This window comes from Bizionia sp., from assembly GCF_048259285.1.
GTDB lineage: Bacteria > Bacteroidota > Bacteroidia > Flavobacteriales > Flavobacteriaceae > Algorimicrobium > Algorimicrobium hallyeonense.
Genome location: NZ_JBLXHU010000019.1, coordinates 21,642 through 35,517, shown reverse-complemented (window position 1 = coordinate 35,517; position 13,876 = coordinate 21,642). Strand labels below are relative to the sequence as shown.

At 34.3% G+C, this 13,876-nt stretch carries 13 protein-coding genes; 10 read left to right on the top strand and 3 right to left on the bottom strand.

The annotated features are described in order from the left end of the window. Positions 1 to 143: 143 nt before the first annotated feature. Positions 144 to 1,772 (bottom strand): L-glutamate gamma-semialdehyde dehydrogenase, encoded by a 1,629-nt coding sequence (gene pruA / locus ACN0QX_RS10330; protein ID WP_376861877.1) that lies wholly within the window; start codon positions 1,770 to 1,772, stop codon positions 144 to 146. A gap of 148 nt (positions 1,773 to 1,920) precedes the next feature. Here pruA and ACN0QX_RS10325 point away from each other — a divergent pair, with 148 nt between their 5' ends. Next, positions 1,921 to 2,628, top strand: coding sequence for an NRDE family protein (locus ACN0QX_RS10325; protein WP_417196832.1), 708 nt, complete (start codon positions 1,921 to 1,923; stop codon positions 2,626 to 2,628). A gap of 15 nt (positions 2,629 to 2,643) precedes the next feature. Here the strand turns inward: ACN0QX_RS10325 and apaG are convergent, their stop codons facing one another. Both apaG and ACN0QX_RS10315 read right to left on the bottom strand, forming a co-directional pair. Next, the gene (apaG, locus tag ACN0QX_RS10320) at positions 2,644 to 3,030 is read right to left on the bottom strand and encodes a Co2+/Mg2+ efflux protein ApaG (RefSeq protein WP_417196830.1); all 387 of its coding nucleotides are present in this window, start codon (positions 3,028 to 3,030) and stop codon (positions 2,644 to 2,646) included. A gap of 96 nt (positions 3,031 to 3,126) precedes the next feature. Further along, entirely contained in the window at positions 3,127 to 4,380 is a 1,254-nt protein-coding gene (locus ACN0QX_RS10315) for a DUF5103 domain-containing protein (protein WP_417196828.1), read from the bottom strand. A 195-nt stretch (positions 4,381 to 4,575) separates the two neighbouring features. Here ACN0QX_RS10315 and ACN0QX_RS10310 point away from each other — a divergent pair, with 195 nt between their 5' ends. The 9 genes from ACN0QX_RS10310 (at position 4,576) to ACN0QX_RS10270 (ending at position 13,857) form a co-directional block, all read left to right on the top strand. Continuing rightward, the gene (locus ACN0QX_RS10310; RefSeq protein WP_417196826.1) at positions 4,576 to 5,931 is read left to right on the top strand and encodes a Na(+)-translocating NADH-quinone reductase subunit A; all 1,356 of its coding nucleotides are present in this window, start codon (positions 4,576 to 4,578) and stop codon (positions 5,929 to 5,931) included. A 39-nt stretch (positions 5,932 to 5,970) separates the two neighbouring features. Continuing rightward, positions 5,971 to 7,176, top strand: a complete 1,206-nt coding sequence (locus ACN0QX_RS10305) for an NADH:ubiquinone reductase (Na(+)-transporting) subunit B (RefSeq protein WP_417196824.1) — start codon at positions 5,971 to 5,973, stop codon at positions 7,174 to 7,176. A gap of 2 nt (positions 7,177 to 7,178) precedes the next feature. Beyond that, positions 7,179 to 7,988 carry a Na(+)-translocating NADH-quinone reductase subunit C gene (locus ACN0QX_RS10300; protein ID WP_248395606.1) on the top strand — a complete coding sequence of 270 codons (810 nt, stop codon included), beginning with the start codon at positions 7,179 to 7,181 and terminating at the stop codon, positions 7,986 to 7,988. A gap of 2 nt (positions 7,989 to 7,990) precedes the next feature. After that, a complete protein-coding gene (locus ACN0QX_RS10295; protein WP_248395603.1) occupies positions 7,991 to 8,650 on the top strand; it encodes an NADH:ubiquinone reductase (Na(+)-transporting) subunit D in 660 nt (219 codons plus the stop codon). Positions 8,651 to 8,712: 62 nt separating this feature from the next. After that, on the top strand, positions 8,713 to 9,450 hold the full coding sequence (nqrE, locus tag ACN0QX_RS10290) for an NADH:ubiquinone reductase (Na(+)-transporting) subunit E (RefSeq protein ID WP_248395601.1): 738 nt from the start codon (positions 8,713 to 8,715) through the stop codon (positions 9,448 to 9,450). 1 nt (position 9,451) lies between these two features. Next, entirely contained in the window at positions 9,452 to 10,759 is a 1,308-nt protein-coding gene (gene nqrF, locus ACN0QX_RS10285) for an NADH:ubiquinone reductase (Na(+)-transporting) subunit F (RefSeq protein WP_376861860.1), read from the top strand. Between the two features lie 155 nt (positions 10,760 to 10,914). Continuing rightward, entirely contained in the window at positions 10,915 to 11,292 is a 378-nt protein-coding gene (locus tag ACN0QX_RS10280) for a Na(+)-translocating NADH-quinone reductase subunit F (protein ID WP_248395597.1), read from the top strand. A gap of 80 nt (positions 11,293 to 11,372) precedes the next feature. After that, positions 11,373 to 12,350, top strand: a complete 978-nt coding sequence (locus ACN0QX_RS10275; RefSeq protein ID WP_248395594.1) for an FAD:protein FMN transferase — start codon at positions 11,373 to 11,375, stop codon at positions 12,348 to 12,350. Positions 12,351 to 12,549: 199 nt separating this feature from the next. Further along, entirely contained in the window at positions 12,550 to 13,857 is a 1,308-nt protein-coding gene (locus ACN0QX_RS10270) for a hypothetical protein (protein ID WP_417196823.1), read from the top strand. Positions 13,858 to 13,876: the final 19 nt, after the last annotated feature.

The following is a 13,876-nucleotide window of genomic DNA, read 5'->3' as shown; positions in this document are numbered from 1 at the left end:
GTAGTTTATTTTCATATGTATATATGTATTGATTGTTTAAATATACTGCCTGAAATGAATTAGTACTAAAACTTTGGATAAACGACATAAAAAAACCCCTAACAGGTACTGTTAAGGGTTTTTGGAAACTTATATTTAAATATTTATTCTCCTAAAAATGGATATCTGTAATCAACTGGTGTTACAAATGTTTCTTTAATTAACCTAGGTGATACCCAACGTAACAAGTTTTGTGCTGATCCAGCTTTATCATTTGTTCCAGATGCTCTGGCACCTCCAAATGGTTGCTGACCAACAACAGCTCCTGTTGGTTTATCATTAATATAAAAGTTACCAGCACTATTTTGAAGCGCGTTGGTAGCTTCTTGAACTGCATAACGACATGTAGCTAAAATAGCGCCTGTTAAAGCGTATTCGCTAGTTTGGTCTACTAGTTTTAATGTTTCTGAAAAGTCGTTTTCATCATATACATAAATGGTCATAACTGGACCAAATAGCTCCTCTACCATCGTTGTATATTGTGGGTTGGTTGTTACAATAACCGTAGGCTCAATAAAGTATCCTTTCGATTTATCATAATTTCCACCAACAATAATTTCAGCATCTTTATCTGATTTTGCGTTGTCAATATACTTCGCTAATTTATCAAATGAACCTTCGTTAATAACCGCTGTAATAAAATTCCCCATATCTTCTGGAGATCCCATCTTAAAGGACTTCACGTCTTCAATTATATATTTTTTAACATCTTCCCAAAGGTTGCTTGGAATATAACCTCTAGAAGCTGCACTACATTTCTGACCTTGGAATTCAAAAGCGCCTCTAGAAATAGCTGTTGCTACTTGTTTAGCGTTTGCAGATTTGTGCGCTACAACAAAATCTTTCCCACCCGTTTCACCAACTATTCTTGGGTACGTTTTATAATTTGTTATATTATTCCCAATTTGTTTCCATAAATCTTGAAACACTGGTGTTGAACCTGTATAATGTAAACCAGAAAAATCTGGACTAGCCATAACTGTATCTGTAATCATACCTGGATTACCAAAAACAACGTTTATTACGCCATCTGGAACACCAGCTTCTTGAAAGACATCCATAATAACTTTAGCAGAGAAAATCTGGTTGTTACTTGGTTTCCAAACAACAACATTCCCCATTAATGCCATACAAGACGGCAAGTTTCCAGCAATAGCAGTAAAGTTAAAAGGTGTTACGGCATAGGTGAAACCCTCTAGTGGACGATATTCTACACGATTCCAAGCATCGCTTGTGCTTTCTGGTTGGTCCATGTAAATATCTGACATGAATTGTACGTTGAAACGTAAAAAGTCAATTAACTCACAAGCTGCATCAATTTCAGCTTGGTAAATATTTTTAGATTGTGCAATCATGGTTGCAGCATTAATTTTAGCTCTGTAAGGACCTGCAATTAATTCGGCAGCTTTTAAAAATATTCCTGCGCGTTGTTCCCATGGCATTTGAGACCATTCTTTTCTAGCTTCTAAAGCTGTAGAAATGGCTTCTTCAATATGAGATTTTTCGGCTAAATGATAGGTTCCAACAATATGTTGATGATCATGTGGAGGAGACATTGTTCTCGTGTTTCCAGTTTTCACCTCTTTCCCATTGATGTACATGCCTACATCAACTTTACTGTTGTACATGTCTTTATAAGCTTTTAAAACTTCATCGCGCTCTGGCGATCCTGGAGCATAAGTTTTTACAGGCTCATTTACTGCTAGTGGTACGTTAAAGAATCCTTTTCCCATGAATATATTGGTATTTAATTGTTTATGTTGTTTTCGAGCTGCAAATGTACGATTTTTTAACTATTTTTTTGATAGAAAGGCTCTTAAAAACACGTTAAAAGTTTGTCTATTTTTGTAAGTTTCATTTTTATTTAGAGACCGTTTAATTATGTGTACAGTAACCTTTATTCCTAAAAACAATACGGATTTTATATTTACTTCAAATCGGGATGAATCGCCAACACGTGAAACGCTAGCGCCTGATTTCTATTTGGAGCATGATGTAACCCTACTTTATCCGAAAGATAAAAAAGCTGGAGGTACCTGGATTGGTGTCAGCGAAAAAAGCCGATTAGTTTGTTTATTGAATGGTGGTTTTACAGCTCATAAACAAGAAGATTATTACAGATTGAGTAGAGGCGTTGTGGTTAAAGATGTTTTAGTAGCTCCCAATTTTTTAAAGACAATTGAGACCTATAGTTTTACGAATATTGAGCCTTTTACCATGCTTATTGTGGATTGGAAAAGAACCTTAAATCTGTATCAATTGGTTTGGGATGGGAATCAAAAACATCTAGAGAAATTACCAAATGAACCGCGAATTTGGTCTTCCTCCTCGTTGTACGATGAGTCCATGAAAAAATTGCGATTAGAATGGTTTGATATTTTTAAAAAGCAAACTAATTATCAGGGAGAATCTATCATGCGGTTTCATAAAACAGGAGGTTATCAGCATGCTGAATTTGGATTGATTATGGACCGAGGATTTGTTAAAACTACTAGTATTACCCAAGTTGAAAAACGGTACTCACGTGTTAATATGCGATACACAAACTTACAAGCTGAAAAGGTTGTTGAAAAGGAAATGCTTTTTTGAATTAATAATTTAAAACTAATTTAATGCGAAAGGCGCGCTTAATCTGAAAGTAGGAATAGCCACTTTAAATTTCTTCTCCGTTTCTAAATTAATCATATCATAGAATCCTTGCATAGCTCCAAATGGCGATGTAAGTAGGCAGCCAGAGGTATAGGTATGCAATTCGCCGGGTTTTAAAATTGGTTTTTTACCGATAACACCTTCGCCTGAAACCATTTCAACATTATTTAGTGCGTCTAAAATAGTCCATTCTCTAGCGTATAATTGAACGGTGTTTTTGCTTTGATTTTCAATAGTCACTTTATAACCAAAAGCAAACTGAATTTTATAATCTTTATAAAAGGTGCCTTCAAAATGGGTTTCTACAGAAATTTTGATGCCTTTTGTAACTTGTTGAACCATGCTATTAATGGGTTTTCAAGGGTTTAGATGTTTGCTAATGTAATAAATATTACTCGAGAATAAAAAAAATTAGTTTAAAGTCGATTAACAGACGGCTTAATTGGATATATTTACGGAATTTCCTTCACCTATACCTATTATACGGTCGTATCTGGCGCCTAAATCGCGATAATAAACCAATACCTTATAGTCATTTTCCGTTTGCCAAAAACTACCACTTATGGCACTTTCATTTATTTTACCGGTTTGATTGTCTACAATTACATATTTGTAGTTGTAAAACCCTTGTTTCAATATAATAGGCACTTCATAAATACCTTTTGTAGGATTAAAAGTCATTTTAGTAAACTCATCAACGGCATAATTATTAAAATTACCATAAACATGAACGGATTGATTTGGTGGTAATTCGTCCAATAGTAATGAAAAGTGCATCCATGCATAATCTGCTTCTATGGTTGGTTTTTCGGCATCAATAGCCGTAATTAAAAAGTTGCCATTAATGTCTGGATTGTACGTATAGGGCTTATTAAAACGCGGCACATTGGTAAATAAATAATTGCTGTACAATTCAAATAACTCTATATATTGAATGGCAGCATTGGCACCGCGAATATCTTTATTTTCAAAGTAAAAATACTCGTTGCCACCTTCAAATAAGGTTTCTTTGGTGTATTTGTAAATTAATTCGTTACCTAATGTGTATTGTGGTGGAACATTGCTAATGGCGGAATTTAAATTATTATTCTGAATAATTAAGGTTTTTACCGTTTGCAGCGGATTGTTAAATTGCAAATTCCCAGAGTTAATAACAATATCTACACTTTGCATACGCTCCACTTGCCTAACATCGCGGGAGCGTTTAATGGAAACACCAACGTTTGCTAAATTTTCCTGAACCATAAATTTTCTAGAGAAAACCAGTTCATCTAAATCATTGTAAACCTTAATCATGTAATTACCCGAAACTTTTAAGCCGCGAGTTTGCTGATTTGGAAGCCGTAAGGTGTAATGTGAATATATTTGATAGGTGTTAAACGAATTTTCGTAATTACGAATACGTTGATTGTCAATACCGTTTAAATATTCGGTTTGCATGAGCTGCGAAGGTGTCCAATCATAATCAAAATGTTCAATTTTATAATAGAAATCATCCTCATCACCATTTAGAGCATCAAACTCCAAGATTAATTGTTGGCCTAATTCTAAAATAGGAAGTTGACTTTCGCGTGTTTGACCTTGAAAGGTGATGGATTTAATATAACCCGGAGGGTTCACTTCCTGTGCTATTTGAGAAAAAACGGATTGACCACAAATTATAAGGAATACCGATAGAAAAGATTTAAACATGCAATAATTGTTTTAAGGGATAAAGATAAACAATTTTTATGCCTAAATAATTTTACTTATTTAGAATAGGTATAAATAACAAACTTCATGGAAGTCTGGTATAAAATGATGTATAATTTCGTAAATTTGCACCGATTTTTACCTCAATTAAAATCAGAATGATATTTTTTACTATTAACAAATAGATTTATAAATATGTCAAACGACATTACCATTAAAAAAGGTCTAGACATCAAGCTTAAAGGTGCTGCTGAAAAGGTGACTGAAAATGCTATTATTAGTAATTTTTGCACTGTTAGACCAGAAGACTTCCACGGTGTTACGCCAAAATTAATTGCTAAAGTTGGAACCAAAGTAAAAGCAGGAGAGCCTATTTTTTATAATAAAGCTCAAGACGCTGTTATGTTTGTTTCGCCTGTATCAGGGGAAATAGTGGACATTCCAAGAGGTGATAAACGTCGCATTTTAGCATTAAAAATCCAAGCCGATAAAGAGCAAGTTTATCTTGATCACGGTGTGTTTAATGTAGAATCTGCAACCGCAGAGGCTATTAAAGCACATTTACTAGCATCAGGATGTTGGCCTTTTATTAAGCAAAGACCGTATGATATTATTGCAAATCCAGAAAGATTGCCAAAAGCTATTTTTATTTCAGGATATGCTTCTGCGCCTTTAGTTGCAGATTATGATTACGTACTTCAAGGAAAAGAAGCGGAACTGCAAGCGGCGGTTAATGCTTTAGGAAAATTAACGGAAGGGCAAGTACACGTTTCAGTTGCTAAAAATGGAGCTTCGCCATTAGCAGGTTTAAAAGGTGTTACAATTCATAAGGTTTCTGGTCCACATCCAGTAGGAAACGTGGGAACACAAATCAATAAAATTGATCCTGTAAATAAAGGTGAAACCGTTTGGACTATTAATCCGCAGGATTTAGTCATTATTGGTGAGTTACTTTTAACAGGTAAATTCAATGCAGAACGTTTAGTAGCATTAGTTGGCTCGTCTGTTAAAAAGCCTCGTTATTTTAAAACTAAAATTGGTAGTGAAGTTGCCACGATGGTTTATGATAATGGCGTTGATAAAGATGGAAACGATCGTATTATTTCTGGAAACGTATTATCTGGAAAACAGGTGAAACCAGACGGAAGCTTGGATTATTACAGTAATACTATTACCGTAATTCCAGAAGGTGATGATTATGAGTTTTTTGGATGGAATAAGCCCGTTTTCAATAAAATATCAACATCTAGAGCGTTAACATTCTCATGGTTAACACCAAACAAAAAATACGATTTAAATACCAATACAAATGGAGAACATAGGAATTTTGTGCTAACAGGTACGTATGAAAAAGTTTTTCCATTAGATATTTACCCACTGCAGATTTTAAAATCTTGTATGTATGAGGATTTAGACGAAATGGAAGCTTTAGGTATGTACGAAGTTGCTCCAGAAGATTTTGCTTTAACTGAATTTGTTTGCGTGTCTAAACAACCACACCAAGCCATTATCAGAAAAGGATTGGACGTGATGATAAAAGAAATTGGATAATGATTCATTTTCACTGTAAAATGAAAAATATATATAAAGATGAGTTTAAAAAGTAGTTTACATAACTTAAAGGAGAAGTACAAAGGAACCAAAATGGCGCCTGCGTTTAACGCACTTCATACTTTTTTGTATTTGCCGAATGAGACCACGCAAAATGGGACTCATATTAAAGCAGCCGATGATTTAAAAAGAACCATGAATATTGTAATTATGGCTTTGGTGCCATGTTTAATATTTGGAATTTTTAATGCCGGTTATCAGCATTATTTAGCTTTAGGAGAAATTGAATCGGCTAAAGGGTTTTTAGGAGCATCGTTTTGGACTTTAGATAACTTGATTATCGGAGCCTGGACGGTATTACCATTGGTAATCGTTTCCTACGGTGTAGGTCTTGCAGTAGAATTCTTATTTGCTGTAATTAAAGGTCACGAAGTAGAAGAAGGCTATTTAGTAACAGGTATGTTAGTGCCTTTAATTGTTCCAGTGGATATTCCATTATGGATGTTAGCAACAGCCGTTGTTTTTGGTGTTGTAATTGGTAAAGAAGTTTTTGGTGGTACAGGAATGAATATCCTGAACCCAGCATTAACTATTCGTGCCTTTTTGTTTTTTGCCTATCCTACTTGGATGTCGGGAGATAAGGTTTGGGTTCATGGAGCAAAAGCTTTAGAAGGGACACCAGACGCTATTTCAGGTGAAACCATTTTGGGTTCATATGCTCAAAATAATTCAGTAATGTATGACTATTGGGATATGTTTTGGGGAATTATTCCAGGCTCGGTTGGTGAAACCTCCAAAGTCTTAATAATTATTGGTGCCTTATTCTTAATCTTCACAAAAGTAGGAAGCTGGAGAATTATAGTAAGTACGCTTATTGGTGCTTTAGTTATGGGCTTAATATTCAACGGTGTTGTAGATGCTGGTTGGATATCAGAATCAAGTAAATTCTACGGGTTAATGAGTGTTCCATTCTGGCAACATTTAATCATAGGTAGTATACTCTTTGGAGCCGTTTATATGGCAACCGATCCAGTAACAGCTTCACAAACCAATAAAGGAAAATGGATTTATGGTTTCTTAATAGGATTTATATCTATTATGATTCGTGTATTTAATCCAGCTTACCCAGAAGGTGTATTCTTAGCAATTTTATTAATGAACGTTTTTGCTCCTACTATTGACCATTATGTGGTACAAGGTAATGTGAAACGTAGAATGAAGCGTTTAAAAGTTAAAACAGCATAATTATGGCAGTTAATACAGATAAAAATTCATACACGATATTTTTTGCAATTGCAATGGTAGTCGTTGTAGGTTCATTATTAGCGTTTACAGCATCGTCTTTAAGACCTAATATTGAAGAAAATGAAAGAAAAGAAAAGCAGCAGAATATATTGTATGCTTTAGGAGTAAATGAAAATGAAGGTACAGGAGATATCGCTTTTGTATCTACTAGTAAAGTTGCAGAAGCATTTGAAGCTAATATTTCTGAACAAATTGTTTTAGAAGTAAAAGATGGCAAAATCTTAAAAGAAATGAATCGTGAGGAATTCATGAGTTCTAAAGAACAAGGTGCTGGAAAAGAACCTTATTTAATAGACATTAAAAAAGAGCAATCTAAAGCTAAAAATGGTGAATCAAGATACTTGCCGCTATTTAAAGGTCAGCAGGACGGTAAAACGGTTTATGTTGTGCCAATTAGAGGTAAAGGACTTTGGGATGCCATTTGGGGTTTTGTAGCTCTAGATGAAGAAATGGTTGTTAGAGGTGTGTTTTTTGATCACGCTGGTGAAACACCTGGTTTAGGTGCAAACATTAAACAACGTTATTTCATGGATGATTTCTATGGCGAAAGATTATTGACGGATGCAGGGGTATTTAAAGGAATTACCGTTGCCAAAGGAAATAATGACCCTGTAAATGCTGATAAAAATGATCACGCAGTTGATGCTATTGCAGGATCTACAATTACAGGAGATGGTGTAACTGCAATGATTAAGAAGGATTTGAAATTGTACTTACCATACTTTACGAACTTAAAAAATAACAACAATTAATTATGGCACTACTTACAAAAAAAGACCTAAAGTTAATTACGGATCCGTTATCAGATAATAACCCAATTACCATTCAAGTATTAGGTATTTGTTCTGCATTAGCAATTACAGCAGAGCTTAAACCATCTATAGTAATGAGTATTGCTGTACTTTTTGTTATGGGTGTTGGTAACGTTGTTATTTCATTAATGCGAAATATCATTCCGTCTAAAATTAGAATTATTGTACAACTAGTTGTTGTTGCATCTTTAGTTATTATTGTAGATCAGGTTTTAAAGGCTTTTCAATACGAATTAAGTAAAACACTATCCGTATTTATTGGTTTAATTATTACTAACTGTATCATTATGGGACGTTTTGAAGCATTCGCTTTAGCAAACAAGCCATGGAGATCCTTTTTAGATGGTGTTGGAAACGCATTAGGTTACGCTGTAATTTTGGTTATAGTTGGTTTCTTTAGAGAGCTTTTAGGTTCAGGGACACTGTTTGGCATTCCAGTCTTAGGAGATCCCATTGGAAGTCCAGAAACGGGACCAACAGGGGTATATGCATTTGGATATGAAAATAATGGTTTTATGCTAATGCCACCAATGGCGTTAATTATTGTGGGACTTATTATCTGGGTACAACGTAGTAGAAATAAAGATTTAATAGAAGACTAAATTAATTAGTCGTTTTAAAAGACCTTAAAAAACTACAGTAGAAAATTTAAAAGAATAAAAAAATGATAGAGCATTTAGAATTATTTTTCAAGTCCATTTTTATAGATAACATGGTCTTTGCGGTATTCTTAGGTATGTGTTCATACTTAGCAGTATCTAAAAAAGTTGCAACGGCCGTAGGTCTTGGAGCAGCTGTAATATTTGTATTAGCTATAACCGTACCTTTAAACTGGTTATTAGATCAGTATTTATTACAACCAGGAGCATTAGCTTGGATAGATGGAAGTGCCAACGGAGAAGGTTTCTCTGGAATGGATTTAGGCTTTCTTTCCTTTATAATGTTTATTGCAACCATTGCAACAATGGTACAATTGGTAGAAATTATTGTCGAAAAGTTTTCACCATCTTTATATAATTCACTAGGTATATTTTTACCATTAATTGCAGTAAACTGTGCTATTTTAGGTGGTTCATTATTTATGCAGTCTCGTGAAATTGAAACGTTTGGTTTAGCACTTAACTATGGAATATCTTCTGGAATTGGTTGGTTCTTGGCTATTTTAGCCATTGCAGCCATTCGTGAAAAAATTAGATATTCTAATGTGCCAGCGCCATTAAGAGGCCTAGGAATTACGTTTATAATTACAGGTTTAATGGGCATTGGATTTTTAAGTTTTGGTGGTATGTTAACCGGTGGAGATGAAGAAGGGGAACCATCAACAGAGCCAACAGCACAAGTACAAGAAATACAAACTGAAGACGCTAAAGAATTAGCTGAAAACACTAAAGTAATAGAGTAATATGATTTTAGCAACAGGAACATTAGGAACAGTAATAACGACAGTAATAGCGTTTTTAATCATAACCTTACTACTGGTAACTTTACTATTAGTTGTCAAACAAAAATTATCTCCTTCAGGTCCCGTAAAGATCTTAATTAATGGAGAACGAGAAATTGAAGTAGCTTCTGGAGATACCTTATTATCTACTTTAGGAGCTAACAAAATATTCTTACCATCTGCATGTGGTGGTGGTGGAACATGTATTCAATGTGAGTGCCATGTATTAGAAGGTGGTGGTGAAGCATTACCAACAGAAACCCCACATTTCTCTAGAAAAGAATTGGCTGAAGGAGCACGTTTATCTTGTCAGGTAAAAGTGAAACAAGACATGGAAATTTCAATTCCAGAAGAAGTATTTGGAATAAAGAAATGGGAAGCTACCGTTGTTCGTAATTATAACGTGGCATCATTTATCAAGGAGTTTGTTGTTGAAATTCCTGAAGATATGGGCTATAAAGCGGGTGGCTATATCCAGATTGAAATTCCTAGCTGTGAAATTAAATTTTCAGATATGGATATCACAGCGCATCCAGAAGAACATGATACACCAGATAAGTTTCAAGCCGAATGGGATAAATTTGCATTATGGCCATTAGTGATGAAAAACACAGAAACCGTAGAGCGTGCCTATTCTATGGCTTCTTATCCAGCTGAAGGACGCGAAATTATGCTAAACGTACGTATTGCAACACCACCTTTTGACCGAGCCAAAAACGGTTGGATGGATGTAAATCCAGGTATTGCGTCGTCATATATATTTGCTCAAAAACCAGGCGATAAAGTAATTATTTCAGGCCCTTATGGTGAATTCTTTATCAACGAATCTGAAGCAGAAATGCTGTATGTTGGTGGTGGAGCAGGAATGGCGCCAATGCGTTCTCATTTATATCACTTATTCAAAACCTTAAAAACAGGTAGAAAAGTAACCTATTGGTATGGGGGACGTTCTAAACGTGAGCTATTTTATTTAGAGCACTTTAATGAGTTGGAAAGAGATTTCCCTAACTTTAAGTTCTATTTAGCGTTATCGGAACCAATGGAAGAAGATAATTGGAAAGTAAAAGAAAATATTGATGCCCCTGGTGATGGTTTCGTAGGGTTCATTCACAACTGTGTAATTGATAATTACTTAAATCATCATGAGGCACCAGAAGATATTGAATTATATTTCTGTGGACCTCCATTAATGAACCAAGCGGTTCAAAAAATGGGTGAGGATTTTGGTATTCCAGATGAAAACATTCGTTTTGATGATTTTGGAGGATAATATCCGTAAAATTAAAACGTATATAAATTTAAAAACCCAACATCGTCATGTTGGGTTTTTTATTTGGAATAACTGTCAGCATAGAAATCCAATAGAGATTTAAGTTTCAATGCAATTATTCTCTTTGGTTTTTTAATAATTTGTAATTTTGCACTATGAAAAAAGAACTCACAGAACAAGAGCGTCATAATTTAGCCATGAACCATGTTGGTAAAGATTTGGAGCAACGTGGTTTTGAATTTGTAGCCATTAATAGTAAGTTAAAAAGGCATCCGCAATTTGTATGTATTGATAAAAATAATCAATATTTTTTTGTGATAATTCGGGCGGTTTTATTGCCTGATAACCCGAATAATTATGACATAGTTTGGATGGAAACCTTTAAAAAACACGCAGCTGAAAAAGATGCTAAAGTTCTCTACGCTGGCGTTGGGTTAGGCAATCCAAATGGCGAAGATTTACCTATCTATTTAAACGAAGAGTACCTTATTGAATACAACGGAATTCAAGTAATTGAAACCAACTTAAATTAAACGGTCATGGCGATCCTAGTTGTTGGCAAACAGGAATCTAGGCCGTGGCAACTTCAAAAAATGAAAAAATAAATTTCAATATGAAAAAATTAGGGTTTCTATTTTTAATGCTTATTATATTGGTTTCCTGTAAACAAGAACCCACAAATACCAAGTTATCAGGACCAGTTTTTGGAACCATGTATTCGGTTATTTACGATTCGGAAGTCAATTATCAGCCACAATTTGATAGTCTGTTTGCGGTTATCAATTCATCTATGTCTACCTACATCTCAGATTCAGATATTTCAAAATTAAACCGTAATGAAACCGTTTCAGTAGATGATCATTTTCTGAATGTTTTCAACAACGCAAAAACAATATATCACGCAACTAATGGTGCTTTCGATCCTACAATTGGAGCAGTTGTAAACGCCTGGGATTTTGGTCCTGAAGGAAAAATAATGGCTTTAGATAGTCTTAAAATTGATAGCCTAATGCTTGGTGTTGGTTTTAATAAGGTTTCCATTAAAAATAATACTATTACCAAACCCGCTAGTACTTTTATAGATTTTAATGCCATAGCCAAAGGGTATGGCGTGGATGTAATTGGTTTATTTTTAGAATCAAAAAACGTTAAAAATTATTTAGTTGAAATTGGTGGTGAAATCCGAACGCGTGGTACCAATATAGAAAAACAAAGCAGTTGGAAAGTGGGTGTAGAAATGCCACATTTTGATGGTGAACAATCCATTTTAAACGCCATAAGCTTAAAAAATGAGTCTATGGCAACATCAGGAACTTACCGGAAGTTTAAAATTGATGACCAAGGAAATCGCTACTCTCATATTATCGATACCAAAACAGGATATCCTAGTAAAACCAATTTGCTGAGTATTTCAGTCATTGCAGAAAATTGTATGATTGCTGATGCGTATGCTACCGCTTTTAAAGCCATGGGAATAGAAAAAGTTGAGGAATTTTTAAAAGCACATCCCGAATTAAAAGTGTTTTTAATTTTTGAGAATGACCTAAACGAATTCGAAACGGTTTCTATAAATGGTTTTCCTGAAAATTAGTGTTTTAACACCTTCAACCTTCTGAAAATTAAGTTTATAGTTATATAACGTGTTTTTTATAGTAATAATTTAACATATTAACGAAAACTTCTGGTTACACATTTTTTCTTTGTAAACTTCTTGTTATTTTAGATTATAACATGTTGATACACATCTGCTCCGATACGTATCCCGTATATTTTCTAATTAAATCGTTTGTATGAAATTTTTATTTACTCCTGTATTCCTGTTGTTTTTAGCATTGCCTGGTTTTTCACAATCTGATGCCGAAATTGGTGCTATTTATGTCGAGAAGTCCGAAGCAAGTTTATTGGAAGGCGATTTGGATAGCGCATTGGAATACTTTAGTAAAGCTAGACGCTATATTAAGGAAATTGAAGATAGTAATGTAGCCCGAGTTGGCGCTATGGTTAGTAATGAGGTTCGCGATTACACAAAAGCTAAAATTCTAACCCAACTCTATTTTGATTTGAATCCAGATAACAAAACCTCCGAATATCAGGATATGTTATTAATGTATGTAAATATTGAAGAAGCTATGGAAGCCATCGCTATTGAAGATGAAAAATTGCGACTTGAAAAATTGGAGCAGGAAAGACAACAACGACGGTTAGATTCTTTAACAGCCTTTTGGACCGCAGAATACGAAACCTTTTTAATTAATATGGATAGTATTAGTGCCTTTAATTCATATAATATAGCTGTTTATTTTAAGGGTGGAAACGTTGGAATTATGGATCATTTAGGTCAGGTTTTGGTAGAGGCAAATACGTATAAAGAAGCTATAGAATATGATGGCTTTGTTCTTTTATTAGATAATGTGGAGCGTCCTACACGAATATATGCATATAACGCAGCTTCTAAAGACGGTTACCAATTACCAAGCGTTACCCAATTTTTACCGCAAGCTTATGATTTTGGACATGTTATGTTACCGCGCTCAAATGGTATGCTAGTAACCTACCCAAGTAATGCCAACAATGTGTTTATTTACGATTTAAACACGAAAAAATATATGGCCAATCCCAATATGGAAGATCAATTAAAGACCATGAAGAAAAATGATATTATTGATAGATTCAATGGTGATTTGGAAATTAGAATGGATAAAAATTGGTACACCATAGGAAATGCGCTTGGTGGAGGTTTACATCCTATTTATAATAGTAAAAAGGATCTTCATGGGTTTTTAAACACTTACAATGGAAAAATGTTTGATGCCTCGTATTACAAATTTGTAGGGCCTTTTTGTTCTGGGAAATATCAAATTATTGAGGACGGTAATAGTTTATGGATCGATACTGAAGGTGTTAAATTTGAAACTTTAGAAAATAAAAGTGGTACATATTCTGGGAATTCGAAATTTGTCAAAAACACGAATGGCACTTTTCAAATTCTTAAGGAAGTGGACGGAAAGGACCATTTAATTTTTAAAGATAAGTCCTTGGTAGTTTTGGAAGATTTTTTAATTAAAAATAATGTTGGAAATTCAGGTGCTCAAAAATAAATAGCTTAAACAGCATTTA